At 66.4% G+C, this 16,450-nt stretch carries 16 protein-coding genes; 10 read left to right on the top strand and 6 right to left on the bottom strand.

What is annotated here, in order from left to right; all coding sequences use genetic code 11:
- Nucleotides 1–52: 52 nt before the first annotated feature.
- On the top strand, nucleotides 53–1,663 hold the full coding sequence (locus HMPREF2914_RS09050) for an FMN-binding glutamate synthase family protein (protein WP_023092578.1): 1,611 nt from the start codon (nucleotides 53–55) through the stop codon (nucleotides 1,661–1,663).
- 69 nt (nucleotides 1,664–1,732) lie between these two features.
- On the opposite strand, the gene HMPREF2914_RS09045 is transcribed toward HMPREF2914_RS09050, so the two are convergent.
- Both HMPREF2914_RS09045 and erdR read right to left on the bottom strand, forming a co-directional pair.
- Complete coding sequence (locus HMPREF2914_RS09045; RefSeq protein WP_023092577.1) at nucleotides 1,733–2,104, bottom strand: diacylglycerol kinase; 372 nt, start codon at nucleotides 2,102–2,104, stop codon at nucleotides 1,733–1,735.
- 71 nt (nucleotides 2,105–2,175) lie between these two features.
- Nucleotides 2,176–2,829, bottom strand: coding sequence for a response regulator transcription factor ErdR (gene erdR / locus HMPREF2914_RS09040; protein ID WP_003092229.1), 654 nt, complete (start codon nucleotides 2,827–2,829; stop codon nucleotides 2,176–2,178).
- 132 nt (nucleotides 2,830–2,961) lie between these two features.
- On the opposite strand from erdR, the gene HMPREF2914_RS09035 reads away from it, so the two are divergent.
- Nucleotides 2,962–3,888: a DMT family transporter gene (locus HMPREF2914_RS09035; protein WP_003119360.1), complete on the top strand. Its 927-nt coding sequence runs from the start codon at nucleotides 2,962–2,964 to the stop codon at nucleotides 3,886–3,888.
- Nucleotides 3,889–3,891: 3 nt separating this feature from the next.
- Here the strand turns inward: HMPREF2914_RS09035 and HMPREF2914_RS09030 are convergent, their stop codons facing one another.
- Entirely contained in the window at nucleotides 3,892–4,608 is a 717-nt protein-coding gene (locus HMPREF2914_RS09030) for a tRNA-uridine aminocarboxypropyltransferase (RefSeq protein ID WP_003109705.1), read from the bottom strand.
- A 258-nt stretch (nucleotides 4,609–4,866) separates the two neighbouring features.
- Between HMPREF2914_RS09030 and HMPREF2914_RS09025 the strand changes: the two genes are divergently transcribed.
- The 6 genes from HMPREF2914_RS09025 to HMPREF2914_RS09000 all read left to right on the top strand — a co-directional run bounded on the left by HMPREF2914_RS09025 (nucleotide 4,867) and on the right by HMPREF2914_RS09000 (nucleotide 9,607).
- Nucleotides 4,867–5,958: an ABC transporter ATP-binding protein gene (locus HMPREF2914_RS09025; protein WP_003119359.1), complete on the top strand. Its 1,092-nt coding sequence runs from the start codon at nucleotides 4,867–4,869 to the stop codon at nucleotides 5,956–5,958.
- Between the two features lie 4 nt (nucleotides 5,959–5,962).
- Nucleotides 5,963–6,856 carry an ABC transporter permease gene (locus HMPREF2914_RS09020; protein ID WP_003092241.1) on the top strand — a complete coding sequence of 298 codons (894 nt, stop codon included), beginning with the start codon at nucleotides 5,963–5,965 and terminating at the stop codon, nucleotides 6,854–6,856.
- A complete protein-coding gene (locus tag HMPREF2914_RS09015; protein WP_003092244.1) occupies nucleotides 6,849–7,619 on the top strand; it encodes an ABC transporter permease in 771 nt (256 codons plus the stop codon). Before HMPREF2914_RS09020 ends, HMPREF2914_RS09015 begins: the two co-directional genes overlap by 8 nt.
- An 88-nt stretch (nucleotides 7,620–7,707) precedes the next feature.
- The gene (locus tag HMPREF2914_RS09010) at nucleotides 7,708–8,772 is read left to right on the top strand and encodes a polyamine ABC transporter substrate-binding protein (protein WP_003113877.1); all 1,065 of its coding nucleotides are present in this window, start codon (nucleotides 7,708–7,710) and stop codon (nucleotides 8,770–8,772) included.
- Nucleotides 8,773–8,947: 175 nt separating this feature from the next.
- Nucleotides 8,948–9,358 (top strand): quorum-sensing-regulated virulence factor family protein, encoded by a 411-nt coding sequence (locus tag HMPREF2914_RS09005; RefSeq protein WP_003092248.1) that lies wholly within the window; start codon nucleotides 8,948–8,950, stop codon nucleotides 9,356–9,358.
- Nucleotides 9,359–9,376: 18 nt separating this feature from the next.
- Nucleotides 9,377–9,607, top strand: a complete 231-nt coding sequence (locus tag HMPREF2914_RS09000; RefSeq protein ID WP_023092576.1) for a DUF3820 family protein — start codon at nucleotides 9,377–9,379, stop codon at nucleotides 9,605–9,607.
- A gap of 115 nt (nucleotides 9,608–9,722) precedes the next feature.
- On the opposite strand, the gene HMPREF2914_RS08995 is transcribed toward HMPREF2914_RS09000, so the two are convergent.
- Entirely contained in the window at nucleotides 9,723–12,128 is a 2,406-nt protein-coding gene (locus tag HMPREF2914_RS08995; protein ID WP_003113876.1) for a phosphoketolase family protein, read from the bottom strand.
- A gap of 179 nt (nucleotides 12,129–12,307) precedes the next feature.
- Between HMPREF2914_RS08995 and HMPREF2914_RS08990 the strand changes: the two genes are divergently transcribed.
- Nucleotides 12,308–13,711 (top strand): MBL fold metallo-hydrolase RNA specificity domain-containing protein, encoded by a 1,404-nt coding sequence (locus tag HMPREF2914_RS08990; RefSeq protein WP_003129952.1) that lies wholly within the window; start codon nucleotides 12,308–12,310, stop codon nucleotides 13,709–13,711.
- 82 nt (nucleotides 13,712–13,793) lie between these two features.
- The gene (locus tag HMPREF2914_RS08985) at nucleotides 13,794–14,864 is read left to right on the top strand and encodes an LOG family protein (protein WP_003092255.1); all 1,071 of its coding nucleotides are present in this window, start codon (nucleotides 13,794–13,796) and stop codon (nucleotides 14,862–14,864) included.
- 21 nt (nucleotides 14,865–14,885) lie between these two features.
- Here HMPREF2914_RS08985 and recX read toward each other — a convergent pair whose 3' ends face one another.
- Nucleotides 14,886–15,347 (bottom strand): recombination regulator RecX, encoded by a 462-nt coding sequence (gene recX, locus HMPREF2914_RS08980; RefSeq protein ID WP_003119355.1) that lies wholly within the window; start codon nucleotides 15,345–15,347, stop codon nucleotides 14,886–14,888.
- A gap of 5 nt (nucleotides 15,348–15,352) precedes the next feature.
- Nucleotides 15,353–16,393: a recombinase RecA gene (recA, locus tag HMPREF2914_RS08975; RefSeq protein WP_003092260.1), complete on the bottom strand. Its 1,041-nt coding sequence runs from the start codon at nucleotides 16,391–16,393 to the stop codon at nucleotides 15,353–15,355.
- Nucleotides 16,394–16,450 lie beyond the last annotated feature (57 nt).

The following is a 16,450-nucleotide window of genomic DNA, read 5'->3' as shown; positions in this document are numbered from 1 at the left end:
CTCGAAGAAGGTGACTACCATTTTGAACCGAAGCCTGAAGATTGGAGACATGATGAATCTGTCGCTACTCAGTCGCTATGCGTTTTTCGCCTGTATCGCCCTGTTCACCTTGCTCAGCCTGCCGTTCCTCGGCAGCACCGAATGGCTCTGGCCGTTCACCCTGCTGGGCGTGGCCCTGAGCCTGCTCGGCCTGTTCGACCTGATCCAGACGCCCCACGCGGTGCGCCGCAACTATCCGATCCTGGGCAACATCCGCTATCTGGTGGAAGGCATCCGCCCGGAGATCCGCCAGTACCTGCTGGAAGCCGACGGCGACGCCCTGCCCTTCTCCCGCGCCCAGCGCTCGCTGGTCTACTCGCGGGCGAAGAACGAAAGCTCGGAGAAGCCCTTCGGCACCCTGATCGACGTGTACACCGCAGGCTACGAATTCATCAGCCACTCGATGCGTCCGGCGCCGCTCAGCGATCCCTGCGAGTTCCGCGTCGACATCGGCGGGCCACAATGCAGCAAGCCGTACTCCGCTTCGCTGTTCAACGTCTCGGCGATGAGTTTCGGCGCCCTCAGCGCCAACGCCATTCGCTCGCTGAACCGTGGCGCGCAGATGGGCAACTTCTACCACGACACCGGCGAGGGCAGCATCAGCCCCTATCACCGCGAGAACGGCGGCGACCTGGTCTGGGAACTGGGCAGCGGCTACTTCGGGTGCCGCACCCGCGATGGCAAGTTCGACCCCGAGCGCTTCGCCGCCCAGGCCCTCGACCCGCAGGTGAAGATGATCGAGATCAAGCTCAGCCAGGGCGCCAAGCCGGGACACGGCGGTATCCTGCCCAAGCACAAGGTCACCCCCGAGATCGCCGCCACCCGTGGCGTGCCGATGGGTGAGGATTGCGTTTCGCCGTCGCGCCACAGCGCCTTCTCCACGCCGATCGAGCTGATGCAGTTCATCGCCCAGCTGCGCGAACTGTCCGGCGGCAAGCCGGTCGGCTTCAAGTTCTGCCTGGGCCATCCATGGGAGTTCATGGGCATCGCCAAGGCCATGCTGGAGACCGGCATCCTCCCCGACTTCATCGTCGTCGACGGTAAGGAAGGCGGCACCGGCGCGGCGCCGCTGGAGTTCACCGACCATATCGGCGTGCCGCTGCGCGAAGGCCTGCTGTTCGTCCACAACACCCTGGTCGGCCTCAACCTGCGCGACAAGATCAAGGTCGGCGCCAGCGGCAAGATCGTCAGCGCCTTCGATATCGCCAGCGTCCTGGCCACCGGCGCGGATTGGGCCAACTCGGCGCGCGGCTTCATGTTCGCCATCGGCTGCATCCAGTCGCAGAGCTGCCATACCAACAAGTGCCCGACCGGCGTCGCCACCCAGGACCCGCTGCGCCAGCGCGCGCTGGTGGTGCCGGACAAGGCCGAGCGGGTGCACAACTTCCATCGCAACACCCTCAAGGGCCTGGCCGAGATGCTCGCCGCGGCGGGCCTGGAACATCCCTCGCAGCTCGAAGCCAAGCACCTGGTGCGACGCATCACCGACACCGAGATCCGCCTGTTCTCGCAGCTGCACTACTTCCTCAAGCCGGGCGAACTGCTTTCCGGCAAGATCGAGGGCGAGTTCTACGAGCGCATGTGGAACATGGCGCGGGCCGACAGCTTCGACGCGGCGGCCTGAGCCGCCGCCCTCGCACGCAAGAAAAAGCCGGAGGCATCGCTGCCTCCGGCTTTTTCATGTCCGCGTAGATCAGCCCAGCAGGATGGTCGCCCAGGTCACGGTGATCACGGTGAGGGCCACGAACTGCGCGGCGCTGCCCATGTCCTTGGCATTCTTCGACAGAGGGTGGCGTTCCAGCGAGACGCGGTCGACGGTGGCCTCGATCGCCGAGTTGAGCAGTTCGACGATCAGCGCCAGCAGGCACGCCGCGATCATCAGCGCGCGTTCGCCGCGACTGACGTCGAGGAGGAAGGCCACCGGGATCAGCACCACGTTGAGCAGCACCAGTTGGCGGAAGGCGGCTTCACCGCGGAAGGCGGCGAGGAAACCTGCGAGGGAATAGCCGGTGGCGTTGAGGATACGCTTGAGGCCGGTCTGGCCTTTGAAGGGGGAAGGCGACACGTCGGGTTCTCATCGATTCGGAAGGCCGGCAGTCTAGCCGCCGGCTGGTCAAAAAAGCGTTAAGCCGTCTCTCAATGAGAAGCGGGAACCGTCTCCATTTGTTGCAGCAGCAGCGCGGCCTGGGTCCGGGTGCGCACGTTGAGCTTGCGGAAGATCGCCGTGACGTGGGCCTTCACCGTCGCCTCGGAAACGTTCAGGTCGTAGGCGATCTGCTTGTTCAGCAACCCTTCGCAGACCATGGTGAGTACCCTGAACTGTTGCGGGGTGAGGCTGGCGAGCCCGGCGCTGGCGGCCTTGGCCTCCTCGCTGAGGGCTTCGGCGGCGGCATCCTGCGGCGGCCACCAGGTGTCCCCGTCGAGCACCGCGCGCACCGCCTGCTGCAGGGTTTCCAGCGGACTGGACTTGGGTATGAAGCCACTGGCGCCGAACTCGCGGGAGCGCTGCACCACCGCGGCCTCCTCCTGTGCCGAGATCATCACCACCGGCACCTGCGGGTATTGCCCGCGCAACAGCACCAGGCCGGAGAAGCCATAGGCCCCCGGCATGTTGAGGTCCAGCAGGACCAGATCCCAATCGGCCTTCTCGTTCAGCCGCGCTTCCAGTTCGGCGATGCTGGCGGCTTCCACCAGGCGCACGTCGGGACCCAACCCGAGGGTGAGGGCCTGGTGCAAAGCGCTGCGAAACAGGGGGTGATCGTCGGCGATCAGGATCTCGTAAGAAGCCATGACATGTCCTAGTTTGTTCGGCCCAGCCGAGGCGGCGCTCAGGATGCCGACCGAGGGCGGACCGGTCAAGCCGAATGAGGGATACCTCGTACACCGCGTTCGTCTTTTCAAACACCCCGGCTTGCTGGCAGAGTGGCGGACCCTCCCCGCCCCGTCGAGCGAGCCATGCGAAGCCAAGCCCTGCGTGCCGATGTCCTGATGCTGATCACCGCCATGATCTGGGGGGTGTCGTTCGTCGCCCAGCGCCTGGGGATGGACGCCATCGGGCCGTTCCTCTATACCGGCCTGCGCTTCGTCCTCGGTGCCCTGGTGCTGGTGCCACTGCTGATGCTGCGCTCGCGACGCGACGGCGCGCAACCCTTCAATCGCGGACAGTTGCTCGCCGGTGTGATCCTCGGCGTCGCCCTGACCACCGGGATCAACCTGCAGCAGGTCGGCCTGCTGTTCACCAGCGTGACCAACTCCGGCTTCATCACCGGGCTCTACGTGATCGTCGTGCCGTTGCTCGGCCTGCTGTTCGGCCAGCGCACCGGCGCGGGCACCTGGCTGGGGGCGTCGCTGGCGGTGCTCGGCATGGCCCTGCTGAGCATCGGCCCAGGCTTCCAGGTCGCCTCCGGCGACTGGCTGCAACTGGCCGGCGCGGTGGTCTGGGGCGCGCACGTCCTGCTGGTAGGCCTGTTCGCCAGCCGCTACGACCCGATCCGCCTGGCCTTCCTGCAGTTCGCCACCTGCGCGGCGGTCAGCCTGCTGCTGGCACTGGTCTTCGAGGAAATCCACTGGGACGCCATCGTCCAGGCCGGTCCCGCCCTGCTATACGGCGGCCTGCTCGGCGTCGGCACCGGCTTCACCCTGCAGGTGGTGGCGCAGAAGCACGCCATCGCTTCCCATGCGGCGATCATTCTGTCCCTGGAAGCGGTGTTCGCCGCCATCGCCGGCGCCCTGTTCCTCGCCGAGACCCTGCACCTGCGCGGCTATTTCGGTTGCGCGCTGATGCTGGCGGGCATGCTGGTGGCGCAGTTGTGGCCGCGCAAGCTCGCCGCCGAAGCGCGCCCGGCCTGACGCTCAGCCACGGAACGGCGCCAGGGCACGGTGCGCCGGGCTGGCCTCGTCCAGCGGAATGTGCCGCTTGGCGCCCAGGTAGCGCTCGCTGAACACCTCCAGGTAGGCGCCGAGCGCCTCGCCCGCAGCCTCGTCGCCAGCAAGCTCCAGGCACAGCGCCGCCACTTCGGCGGTGCACAGGTGCTCGCCACGGGTCGAGCGACGCAGGCGATAGCGCGAGAGCTGCTCGGGCAGCAGGCTGAGCACCGGGAACGGCTCCAGGTAAGGACTCTTGCGGAACATCTTGCGCGCCTCGGTCCAGGTCGCGTCGAGCAGGATGAACAGCGGTCGCTTGCCTTCCGCCAGCGGGGCGACCTCGTTCACCACCCGCTCCGCCGCCACGTATTCGCCGGGGAACACCAGGTATGGCTGCCACTGCGGGTCGGCCAGCAACTCCAGCAAGCGCGGGTCGACCTCGGTGCGCGACCAGCCGAAGGCGAAGGTGTCGGCCACGGTATCGGCGATCAGCCAGCCGGTGTTGGTCGGTTTCAGCGCCTCGATGTCGTGCATGACCAGGCACATGCCTGCGCGCGCCTCGACCCGCGGCCGCCAGGCGCACATGCAATAGCTCGGCAGCAGCCGACAGCCTTCGCAGCGCGGCATGCGCGAACCGCGCGCGACGAAGGGTTTCAGGCTGCGCGCCAGGCGCTCCTGGCGCAAGCGGGAAACGGCATGGCTCATCGGGCAGGCTCCCGATACGGAAAGGACGGGCGAAGGAACATCGAAGACTCGAGGAAACGGGCTGGAAAGCGACCGCGAAATTCTATCAGAGCCCGCGTGGCTCCTGCTTTGTCGGACAACTTCCGAGGCCGCGAAAAAAAATTCTTCACAGGGGCCTCAGACGTCTAGTTAGAGCGGGATGCGATCCCTATAATCCGCCCCCTTTTTCGACACCGGGCAGCCGGCTCCGCCCGCTGACCTTACTGCCTCTCCAGACGAGTGACGCCCCCCTTGCTCGAGATCCGCAACGTGACCCGCCGCTTCGGCGACTTCACCGCCGTCGACAATGTCAGCCTGACGATCAACACCGGCGAATTCTTCACCCTCCTCGGCCCTTCCGGGTGCGGCAAGACCACCCTCCTGCGCATGCTCGCCGGCTTCGACCAGCCGGACAGCGGCGAGATCCGCCTCAACGGCCAGGACCTCGCCGGCGTCGAGCCGGAGAAGCGCCCGGTGCATACGGTGTTCCAGAGCTACGCGCTGTTCCCGCACATGAGCGTGGCGCAGAACATCGCCTTCCCGCTGAAGATGGCCGGAGTGGCGAAGAGCGAGATCGACGCCCGCGTCGAACAGGCCCTGAAGGACGTGCGCCTGGCGGACAAGGGCGGGCGCATGCCGACACAGCTTTCCGGCGGCCAGCGCCAGCGCGTGGCGATCGCCCGCGCGCTGGTCAACCGGCCGCGCCTGCTGCTGCTCGACGAACCGCTGTCGGCGCTGGACGCCAAGCTGCGCGAAGAAATGCAGATCGAACTGATCAACCTGCAGAAGGACGTCGGCATCACCTTCGTCTATGTCACCCACGATCAGGGCGAAGCCCTGGCGCTGTCGCACCGCATCGCGGTGATGAACCAGGGCCGGGTGGAGCAGCTGGACGCCCCGGAAACCATCTACAGCTTCCCGCGCAGTCGTTTCGTCGCCGACTTCATCGGCCAGTGCAACCTGCTCGACGCCACAGTCGAGGCGGTCGACGGCGAACGCGTGCGCATCGATCTCCGGGGCCTGGGCGAGGTCCAGGCGCTGAAATCCTTCGACGCCCAGCCCGGCGAGGCCTGCGTGCTGACCCTGCGGCCGGAGAAGATCCGCCTGGCGCAGAGCGTCACCGCCGACAGCGACGAGGTGCACTTCCGCGGCCGCGTCGCCGAACTGCTCTACCTGGGCGACGTGACCCTGTACATCGTCGAGCTGGAGAACGGCGAGCGCCTGGAAACCCTGCTGCCCAACGCCACGCCCGGCCGGGCCAAGTTCTTCGAGGTGGGCGACGCGGTGGAAGCCGCCTGGCGCTTCGATGCCGGCCACCTGGTCAGGGCCTGAGACGATGAGAAAGAACCTCGGCAAGTGGCTGCTGGTCTGGCCGCCGCAAGCGTATCTGCTGTTCTTCTTCCTGGTTCCGGCGCTGATCATGCTGTTCGCCTCGTTCCGCTTTCCCGGCGACTACGGCGGCCTGGCGCCCTGGATGTACAGCGAGGACGGGCAGACCGTCTACGACCTCAGCGTGGAGAACTACACCCGGCTCACCGAGAGCTGGGTGTACCTGCAACTGTTCGTCAAATCCTTCGGCTACGCCCTGGTCACCACCCTGGCCTGCCTGCTGCTCGCCTACCCGGTGGCGACCACCCTCGCCCGGGCCCCGGCGAAGTGGCGCAACCTGCTGATCCTGCTGGTGATCCTGCCGTTCTGGAGCAACCTGCTGGTACGCGTCTACGCCTGGATGATCATCCTCTCGCCGTCCGGTGCCCTGACCCGCGGGATCAACGCCGCGCTGGACCTGTTCGGCGCGCAGCCGATCAGCCTGATGTTCACCCCGTTCGCGGTGATCCTGTGCATGGTCTACGTGCACCTGCCGTTCATGATCCTGCCGCTCTACGCCAACCTGGAGAAACACGACCCGGCCCTGCTCGACGCCGCCCAGGACCTCGGCGCCGGTCGTTGGCAACGCTTCTGGCGGGTGACCTTCCCGCTCTCGCTGCCGGGCGTGGCCGCCGGCGCGGCACTGGTATTCATCCCGGTGCTGGGAATGTTCGCCATCCCCGACCTGGTCGGCGGTACCGACGGCATCATGATCGGCAACCTGATCAAGAGCCAGTTCCTCGACTCCCGCGACTGGCCGTTCGGCAGCGCGCTGTCGATCGCCCTGACCGGCTGCATCCTGCTGCTGGTCGCCCTCGGCATGGGCGCCGCGCGCGCCCGCAAGGGAGGCGCCCATGCGTAGGCCCTACCTGCTCTGGAGCGCCACCGCGCTGGTGTACCTGTTCCTCTACGTACCGCTGGTGATCGTGGTGCTGTACTCCTTCAACGACTCGCGACTGAACGCCGAGTGGGTCGGCTTCACCCTGGACTGGTACCGCAAGCTGTTCGGCAACCGCGACATGCTCCAGGCCGCCGCCAACTCGCTGGTCATCGCGCTGGTTTCGGCCAGCGTGGCGACCCTGCTCGGTACCCTCGCCGGGGTCGCCCTGCATCGCTTCAAGCTGCGCGTGCTGCCCCTGCTGGTGCTGACCCCGATCGCCATTCCGGAACTCCTGATGGGGGTCTCGCTGGTGATCTTCTTCATCGGCCTGAACATGAGCCTGGGCATGCTCTCGGTGACCCTCGCGCACATCACCTTCTCGGTCGGCTTCGTCGCCCTGGTGGTGCAGGCGCGCATGTCGGGCATGGACGAAAGCCTCACCGAGGCGGCCCGCGACCTCGGAGCCACGCCCTGGCAGAGCTTCCGCCTGGTGACCCTGCCGCTGATCATGCCGGGCATCGTCGCCGGCGCGCTGATGGCCTTCACCCTGTCCATCGACGACTTCGTGATCACCTTCTTCACCGCCGGCGGCGGCTTCGCCACCCTGCCGACGCAGATCTACACCATGATCAAGATCGCCGTGACGCCCGAAGTGAACGCCGTCTCCACCCTGCTGATGCTGCTCACCCTGGTGCTGATCGTGATCGCCTCGAAACTCTCCCCCAGCGCCATCAAGGGCCATTGATCCGCCGAAACCCGCGGGCCTCCCGGAGAGGCCCGCGGCCTTGCCCTGCTCCGGTTTCCGGAGCCCTGCCACCCCGTAACAAGGAACCATGATGAAAAAGCTGTTGCTCGTCGCAACCCTCATGGCAGGAGCCGCCCAGGCCACCGCCGCCGAGAAGCTGTATCTGTTCAACTGGAACGACTACATCGCCGAGGACACGCTGAAACGCTTCGAGCAGCAATGTGGCTGCGAGCTGGTGCAGGAGTTCTATTCCGGCACCGAGGAAATGATGGCCAAGCTGGCCGCCGGGGCCAGCGGCTACGACGTGATCATCCCGACCCAGAACGCGGTCGAGGCGCTGATCCGCAAGGGCGACCTGCTGGAGCTGGACAAGAGTCGCCTGGCGAACCTGAGCAACGAGGCCGCGGGCTACCTCGACAAGGATTTCGACAAGGGCAACCGCTATTCCCTGCCCTACGCCTTCACCACCACCCTGGTCGGCTACAACAAGACCGAGCTGGACAAACTGGGCATCGACCCCGCCGACTGGTCGGTAATCTTCGACCCGGCGGTCCTGGAGAAGATCAAGGGCAGGGTCACGGTGATGGACGACCCGCAGGAACTGTTCGGCGCCGCCCTGAAGTACCTCGGTCACTCCGCCAACGACACCGACCCGCAGCACTGGAAGGAAGCCCAGGCGCTGATCCTCGCGGCCAAGCCGTACTGGGCCGCGTTCAACTCGTCGAGCTATATCAAGGAGCTGACCCTGGGCAACATCTGGGTCGCCCATGGCTACTCCAGCGACATGTACCAGGCCAGGGCCGACGCGGAGGCTGCCGGCCGCGCCTTCAAGGTCGACTTCGCCCTGCCCCGCCAAGGTGCGGTGCTGGCCATCGACAACATGGTGATCCACAAGGGCTCGAAGAACCCTGACCTGGCCTACCGCTTCATCGACTTCATGCTCGACGGTCGGAACGCTTCCGAGCTGACCAACCAGATCGGTACCGGCACGCCCAACGCCGCCGCCCTGCCCTTCATCAAGCCGGAAATCAAGACGCTCGCCGCCCTGTTCCCGGACGCCACCACCCAGGCCAGGCTGGAGCCGCTGAAGGACCTGAACTCGCGCCAGCGGCGCGCCCTGAACAAGCTCTGGACCGAGATCAAGCTGCGCTGATCCGCACCGCTATCGACGAAAGGGCGACCCTCGGTCGCCCTTTTGCGTTTCCGTGCCCCGCCCCGAACGCGGTAACATGGCGCCCATTCGCCACCGTCCGTCCCGGGAATGGGCCGACGGAAACAATTCGCCCCCTCCATCGGTCGAATCCGCTTATTGCCCCAGGAGATCTTCGATGTCGCGCTTCATGGCCCTTGCCCTTTGTTTCGTCCTGCCCACCGCCGCCCATGCCGCCTCGCTCAAGGATTTCGAACTGAGCAAGATGCTGGAGAAAGTGGCCAAGGAAAGCAGCGTAGGCACTCCCCGCGCCATCAACGAAGACATCCTCGACCAGGGCTACACCGTCGAAGGCAACCAGTTGATCAATCACCTCAGCGTACGCGCCAGCCACGCCGAGCGCATGCGCTCCAACCCGGACAGCGTGCGCAGCCAGCTCGGCGATAGCGTGTGCAGCAACACCGGCTATCGCCAGTTGCTCGCCCGCGGCGCGATCCTCACCTACAGCTTCACCGAGTACAAGACCAACCAGCCGGTCGCCACCGAACGCTTCGATGCCGGCAGCTGCCGCATCCAGGGCAAGAAGTAAGCGCGCCGCGCGGTCGCCATGCTGGACAAGCAGCATCTGCTGAAGATCGCCAGAACGCCGATGCCGTTCGGCAAGTACCAGGGACGGATGCTGGTCGACCTGCCGGAGGAGTACCTGCTGTGGTTCTACAAGAAAGGCTTCCCGCCTGGTGAACTCGGGCGGCTGATGCAGTTGACCCTGGAACTGAAGATCGACGGGCTGGACGGGCTGCTCAAGCCGCTTCGTCCCCCCCGCTCCGTAGGCGAATGACGTCGCCGACGCTATCCGCCGATACCCTGCCCACACCCTGCCTTCGCCAGACACCCGCCCCCGTTCGGCAGGGCGAATAACGCCACAGACGTTATCCGCCGATACGCAGCCGAACTCAGCGCAACAACGCCGGATCGCCCTTGCCGGCCACCGCCGCCGCCTCCTCCGGAGTCAGCAGCGCGGTGCGCGGCACCTCCATCAAGCGGGCGCAAGCCGCCAGCACGTTGCCCCAGCAGGCGCGGTTGGCGAACTGCATGCCCGCCTCGTCGAGGGTGCCGCCGCGGTTGCGATAGCCGAGTACCGAGGTGCGCCGGGCATCCGGCAGGATCGGCCAAAGATGACCGCGCGCCACTTCCGCGCGCATATGGGTGAGTAGCACGCGGCGCTCATGGCTATCCGGGAACAGTCGTTCCACCAACGCCTCGTCGGCCACCGCCTCGACCTCCCAGCGATCGCGAGGCGCGCGGAAGCGTCCCGGCTCCTGCAGGTAGACCAGCCGGTAGGCCTGCCCGGCCTCGGCCAGACGCTGCGCGGCGCGGCGCATCTGTTCGAGCTGGTAGCTGCCGTTGGCGATCAGCAGCAGCGGATCGGAGCCGCAGCGCTCCTCGACCAGGATCGCGCCGTCGCGGGCCAGGCGCTCGGCCTGGACGGCGTCGAACACCATCGGCCGGTCGCGCTTGGGGATCACCAGGCAGGCCAGTTGCCCCCGGCTGCGGTAGATCGTCGGTAGCAGCGCCAGGGCGCTGTTGTGATCGGCCGGGAAGAGCACCCGGACCATGTCGCTCATCTCGCCAAGCAGGGCCTCGCAGAAGGTGGTGTCCTGGTGCGACTGCTGGTTCTTGCCGTTCTCCCAGGTATGCGAAGTAGCGACCAGCGGCCAGCCCAGCCAGCCGGCCGGACGCCCGACTTCCTTCTGCTGGCGGGCGAAGATCAGGGTCTGGCGCACCGCGCCGAGCATCTTCACGCAGAACGCCTCGTAGCTGGCAACCAGGTTGAGTCCGCCCTGGTTGGCCAGGCAGGCGGACACCACCGCCTCCTCGTTGAGCGCGGTGATGACCCGACCGCTCACCGATTCCAGTTCGCTCTCCGGCTCGCTGACCCGATGCTTGAGCGCCTTGAGCACGCCGCCGAGGCGGTTGCTGGCCAATTCGTCGGGATTGCCGACCCGGGCGCGCAGGTCGGGGTTGGCCTCCACCAGTTCGGTATAGAAGCGGTCCAGCGCGGCCATCGGCGAGCAGGCGTCGTCGCGATAGCGAAGCGGCGGGATGATCGGTTCGATGGGATGGCGCAGGGCCAGCGGGTTGTCCCGTTCGAGGGGACGCTCGCCGCGCTGCTCGGCGAACAGCCGGCGGGCCAATTCGAGAGCCTCAGGCTCGACCCAGAGTTCGTTTGCATGCTGGTTGAACAGTTGCCGGGCCTGTTCGTCGTTATGCGGATTGCCCGGCAGCGGCAGGTTGTGCGCGGCGTTGCTGCCGGCGCCATAGAAGCCGAAGCCCTTGACCGTCTCGGCGATGCCGTAGGGAATCGGCAGCGGGTAGCGGAGGATGCCGCTGTTCTTCTCCTGCACGCGCCGCTCCAGGCGCTGTTCCATCTCCCAGAGCGTACAGACGAAGGCGGCCGGGTCGCGCCCATCGAAGCTGATCGGATCGAAGCCGCAGCGGCGCAGATGCAGCTTGAAGCCCTCCAGCCCCTCATGGGTGCCCAGTTCGGTGCGCTGCTCGATGCGCCGGCCATTGGCGATCATCACCGGCAGCGCCGCCCCGCAATCCTCGGCTCGCCACCAGCGCGGAATCCAGTCGCTGCCGCGCTGTTCCTCGGCGGCACCATCGGAGAGGAACGCCACCAGGGTCTCGCCGGGCAGCGGCATGTGCGCATACTGCAATTCGGCGAAGCCGAGGTAGCCGCCCTCGGCGATACCGCCGGCGGTATGCGGATTCACGTGGCTGCCCAGTGGCGCCGCCGGTGCGCCGTTGGGGGCCTGGGCGTAGCCGTAGAAGTCCTGCAGCAAGCGGTTCAGCCCTTCCTCGCCGTCGGCATAGGCGCGCTCCTGCTCCGGGTGCAGGTTGCCGGTGAGGACGTTCAGCGCGTCGATGGCGGCCACGCAATGGCCCTGGCCCATCAGCCAGGCGCGAGTCTTGCCGGTCAGGACGTTGAGTGCCAGATAGCCGGCGTAGGCCGGGACCATGTTCAGGGCTCCGCCGGTGTGGCCCTCGGGCTGTGTCTTGAAATCCTCGGCCTGCAACGGCTGGCCGTCCAGGCGGATGCGCCGGGCGTAGGTCATGTGCACGACGATGCGCAGGGCGCTGGCGGTCAGCCGGTCGAGGGCGCGGAACAGCTGGTAGACGCTGGCCAGGTCCGGTTGCAGCCCGGCTTGGACCAATTGATGAGCGGTGCGGAACACGGCGGCGCGGGTCTCTGCGCTATGCTGGAGCGGACCATGGCCTTGCAGCCACGCGGCAAACGCCGGCTCGGCCGCCGCATGGGCAAGCAACTCGTCCTGACTGGGCAGAATCTGACTCATGGTGGGTAGCCTCCCTAGTGGTGCCTTGCAGTCTAGGCAGCACACGGCAAAGGGCGCTGACCTGCATCAAGCTCCCCGCCCCCGATTCGTTCACCCTGGCCCTGTACGAAGGTTCCATGGCATTCCACGATCCCCGAAAGGTATCGGGGTGTCGACAGAGCTCTGACGGAGGAGGCTCGATGGCATCACTGACGTTTCTAGGCGCCGCCCAGGAGGTCACTGGCTCCTGTTATCTGCTGGAAACCCTCGATGGCGTAAAGGTCCTGCTCGAATGCGGCATGCGCCAGGGGCGTCGCGAAGCCGACAACGGCAACCGCGCGCCCTTCCCCTTCGATCCCGCGAGCATCGACGCGGTGGTCATCTCCCACGCCCACCTGGACCACAGCGGCCTGCTGCCGCGCCTGGCGGCCGAGGGCTTCAAGGGCCCGATCTTCGCCACCGAGGCCACCTGCGAACTGCTGGAACTCATGCTGCTGGACTCCGCGCACATCCAGGAAAAGGACGCCGAGTGGGAGAACCGCTGGCGCAACCGGATCGGCAAGCCGAGCATCAAGCCGCTGTATACCCAGGCCGACACCGAACGCGCGCTCAAGCTGCGCCGGCCGATCAGCCTCGGCAGCACAGTGGCGGTCGCTCGCGGCGTGCGGGTGACCTTTCACAACGCCGGGCACATCCTCGGCTCGTCGATCGTCGAAGTGCAATTCCACGACCAGGTGCAACCGCGCCGCCTGGTGTTTTCCGGCGACCTCGGCAACACCTGCTCGCCGTTGATGCGCGCGCCCTCGCCGCTGAGCCGGGCCGACGTGGTGATGCTCGAATCCACCTACGGCGATCGCGATCACCGCGACAGCAACGACACCCTGGAGGAACTGGCGGCGATTCTCGACCAGGCGCATCGCGACGGCGGCAACGTGCTGATCCCGTCGTTCGCCGTCGGTCGCACCCAGGACCTGCTCTACTACCTCGGCCGCTTCTACCAGGAGGGCCGCCTGCCGCAACAGGCGGTATTCCTCGACAGCCCGATGGCCGCCCGTGCCAATGGCATCTACCTGCGCCACAGCAACGAGTTCGACGACCGCGACCGCGAGTACATTCGCGGCACCGGCACCACCCGCCTGGAGGAATGGCTGCCGGTGCTGCGCGTCACCCGCAGCGCCGACGAGTCGATGGCGATCAACCGGATCAAGAGCGGCGCGGTCATCATCGCCGGCAGCGGCATGTGCACCGGCGGCCGTATCGTCCATCACTTCAAGCACAACCTCTGGCGCCCGGAATGCCATGTGGTATTCCCCGGCTTCCAGGCGCGCGGCACCCTGGGCCGCAACATCGTCGACGGCGCCAGCGCGGTTCGCGTGTTCCACCAGCGCATCGCGGTCAAGGCGCAAATCCATACCCTCGGCGGCTTCTCCGCCCACGCCGGGCAATCACAGCTGCTCGACTGGGTCGCTCACTTCGCCCACCGTCCAGCGCTATACCTGATACATGGCGAGCGGGAAAAGATGGAAGCGCTGCAGGGCGCGATCCGCGAGCGTCTCGACTGGGATGCCGAGATACCGGAACCCGGCGAACGCATCGAGATCTGAGCCGCCGTCCGCAACTGTCACGCAGTCCGTGGCAGTATGCGGATGACCGCCTGTCCAGGGTGGTTGTAGAAGGAGTATGCGAATGCCCTACGAAGCCGATGACTATCTTTCCCGGCACTTCCAGACCAGCGGCACCGACCTGGCGCGGAAGGTCGACGAACTGGCGGCCCTTGCGGCTCCCGGCGACAGCCCCAATCTCGCGCTCTACCGCGAGATGCTCTTCACCGTGACGCGCATGGCCCAGGCCGACCGCAACCGCTGGGACGCCAAGATCATGCTGCAGACCCTGCGCGAGATGGAGCATGCCTTCAGCGTCCTCGAGCAGTTCAAGCGGCGACGCAAGGTCACCGTGTTCGGCTCGGCGCGCACGCCGGTCGAACATCCGGTCTATGCCCTGGCGCGCAAGCTGGGCGAGGAACTGGCCCGCTACGATCTGATGGTGATCACCGGCGCCGGCGGCGGCATCATGGCCGCCGCCCACGAAGGCGCCGGGCTGGAGAACAGCCTGGGCTTCAACATCACCCTGCCCTTCGAGCAGCACGCCAACCATACGGTGGACGGCAGCGGCAACCTGCTGTCGTTCCACTTCTTCTTCCTGCGCAAGCTGTTCTTCGTCAAGGAAGCCGACGCCCTGGTGCTCTGCCCCGGCGGCTTCGGCACCCTCGACGAGGCGCTGGAAGTGCTGACCCTGGTGCAGACCGGCAAGAGCCCGCTGGTGCCGATCGTGCTGCTCGACCAGCCGGGCGGCCGCTACTGGGAACACGCCCTGGAGTTCATGCAGGAACAGTTGCTGGAGAATCACTATATCCTGCCGGCCGACATGCGCCTGATGCGCCTGGTGCATTCGGCCGAAGACGCGGTGAAGGAAATCGCCCAGTTCTACCGCAACTTCCACTCCAGCCGCTGGCTGAAAGGCACGTTCGTTATTCGCCTGAACCACGCCCTGAACGAAGCCGCGCTGGCGCACCTGCACGAACACTTCGCCAGCCTCTGCCTGAGCGGCGGCTTCCAGCAGCAGGCCTACAGCGAGCAGGAACAGGACGAACCGGAGTTCCGCAACCTGACCCGCCTCGCCTTCGTGTTCAACGGGCGCGACCAGGGGCGTCTGCGGGAATTGCTGGACTACATCAACCTGCCGGAAAACTGGGACTGAAGCTGCCGCTCCGGCACGCGCTCAATCGTCGCTGCGACCGTTCAACAGGCGGCTGATCGACTCCATGGAGTAACCCCGGTACGCCAGGAAGCGGCCCTGCTGGGCCTTTTCCCTGGCGTCCTGCGGCAGGCGGGCGAACTTGCGGCGCCAGACCTCGCGCAATTGCGCACTCCAGTCGACCTCGCAGGCACCCAGCGCCCTTTCGATATCGGCGCGCGGCAGACCGCGTTGCGCCAGTTCCTCACGGATGCGCAACGGCCCATGGCCGCTACGGGCGCGACTGGCGATGAAGCTTTCGAGATAGCGGGATTCGTCGAGCAGACCTTCCTCGGCCAGGCGGTCGAGGGCAGGGTCGATCAACTCGGCAGACGCGCCACGCTGGCGCAACTTGCGGGAAAGCTCGGCGCGCCCGTGCTCACGGCGCGCCAGCAGATCCATGGCCGCCCGCCGCACGGCGACGGGCGTATCGAGCACGGTCGCCATTGGCCTCAATCGGCTTCGGCGTCAGCCACTTCTTCGGCGTCGGCCTTCACCGGGCCGCTCTTGGCCAGCAACTGGTCGCGAATGGTCTTCTCCAGTACCGAACCGATTTCCGGATTGTCTTCCAGGTACTTGGCGGCGTTCGCCTTGCCCTGGCCGATCTTGCTGCCCTGGTAGCTGTACCAGGCGCCGGACTTCTCGACCAGGCCCAATTGCACGCCCAGGTCGATGATCTCGCCGGTACGGTAGATGCCCTTGCCGTAGAGGATCTGGAACTCGGCCTGGCGGAACGGCGGGGAAACCTTGTTCTTCACCACCTTGACGCGGGTTTCGCTACCCACCACCTCGTCGCCTTCCTTCACCGCGCCGGTACGACGGATGTCCAGGCGGACCGAGGCGTAGAACTTCAGTGCGTTACCGCCGGTGGTGGTTTCCGGGTTGCCGAACATGACGCCGATCTTCATGCGGATCTGGTTGATGAAGATGACCAGGCAGTTGGCGTTCTTGATGTTGCCGGTGATCTTGCGCAGCGCCTGGGACATCAGGCGTGCCTGCAGGCCGACGTGGGCGTCGCCCATCTCGCCTTCGATCTCGGCCTTGGGTACCAGCGCGGCCACGGAGTCGACGATGATCACGTCGACCGCGTTGGAGCGCACCAGCATGTCGGTGATTTCCAGGGCCTGCTCGCCGGTGTCCGGCTGGGAGACCAGCAGGTCGTCGACGTTGACGCCCAGCTTGCCGGCATAGTCGGGATCGAGCGCGTGCTCGGCGTCGACGAAGGCACAGGTGGCGCCCTGTTTCTGGGCCTCGGCGATCACCGAGAGGGTCAGGGTGGTCTTGCCCGAGGATTCCGGACCGTAGATCTCGACGATCCGGCCCTTGGGCAGGCCGCCGATGCCGAGGGCGATGTCCAGACCCAGGGAGCCGGTGGAGATGGCCGGGATCGCCTGGCGCTCATGGTCGCCCATGCGCATGACCGCGCCCTTGCCGAATTGGCGTTCGATCTGTCCCAGGGCCGCGGCCAGGGCGCGCTTCTTGTTCTCGTCCATTGAAGTCCTCGCGAAGTCAGGGCGGCCGGACGGCCACGAACAACTGTATAAGTAGAC

It is taken from the genome of Pseudomonas sp. HMSC067G02 (assembly GCF_001813485.1).
In the GTDB taxonomy this organism is placed as follows: domain Bacteria; phylum Pseudomonadota; class Gammaproteobacteria; order Pseudomonadales; family Pseudomonadaceae; genus Pseudomonas; species Pseudomonas aeruginosa.
The sequence above is the reverse complement of the archived record's forward strand: the minus strand, read 5'-3'. Positions and strand labels throughout refer to the sequence as shown.

Bases quoted from the DNA above. Each gene is read 5' to 3' on its own strand.
- HMPREF2914_RS09050 (WP_023092578.1), top strand. From the start codon at position 53: ATGAATCTGTCGCTACTCAGTCGCTATGCGTTTTTCGCCTGTATCGCC.
- erdR (WP_003092229.1), bottom strand. From the start codon at position 2,829: ATGGCTTCTTACGAGATCCTGATCGCCGACGATCACCCCCTGTTTCGC.
- HMPREF2914_RS09030 (WP_003109705.1), bottom strand. From the start codon at position 4,608: ATGAGCCATGCCGTTTCCCGCTTGCGCCAGGAGCGCCTGGCGCGCAGC.
- HMPREF2914_RS09020 (WP_003092241.1), top strand. From the start codon at position 5,963: ATGAGAAAGAACCTCGGCAAGTGGCTGCTGGTCTGGCCGCCGCAAGCG.
- HMPREF2914_RS09015 (WP_003092244.1), top strand. From the start codon at position 6,849: ATGCGTAGGCCCTACCTGCTCTGGAGCGCCACCGCGCTGGTGTACCTG.
- HMPREF2914_RS09010 (WP_003113877.1), top strand. From the start codon at position 7,708: ATGATGAAAAAGCTGTTGCTCGTCGCAACCCTCATGGCAGGAGCCGCC.
- HMPREF2914_RS09005 (WP_003092248.1), top strand. From the start codon at position 8,948: ATGTCGCGCTTCATGGCCCTTGCCCTTTGTTTCGTCCTGCCCACCGCC.
- HMPREF2914_RS09000 (WP_023092576.1), top strand. From the start codon at position 9,377: ATGCTGGACAAGCAGCATCTGCTGAAGATCGCCAGAACGCCGATGCCG.
- HMPREF2914_RS08995 (WP_003113876.1), bottom strand. From the start codon at position 12,128: ATGAGTCAGATTCTGCCCAGTCAGGACGAGTTGCTTGCCCATGCGGCG.
- HMPREF2914_RS08990 (WP_003129952.1), top strand. From the start codon at position 12,308: ATGGCATCACTGACGTTTCTAGGCGCCGCCCAGGAGGTCACTGGCTCC.
- HMPREF2914_RS08985 (WP_003092255.1), top strand. From the start codon at position 13,794: ATGCCCTACGAAGCCGATGACTATCTTTCCCGGCACTTCCAGACCAGC.
- recX (WP_003119355.1), bottom strand. From the start codon at position 15,347: ATGGCGACCGTGCTCGATACGCCCGTCGCCGTGCGGCGGGCGGCCATG.
- recA (WP_003092260.1), bottom strand. From the start codon at position 16,393: ATGGACGAGAACAAGAAGCGCGCCCTGGCCGCGGCCCTGGGACAGATC.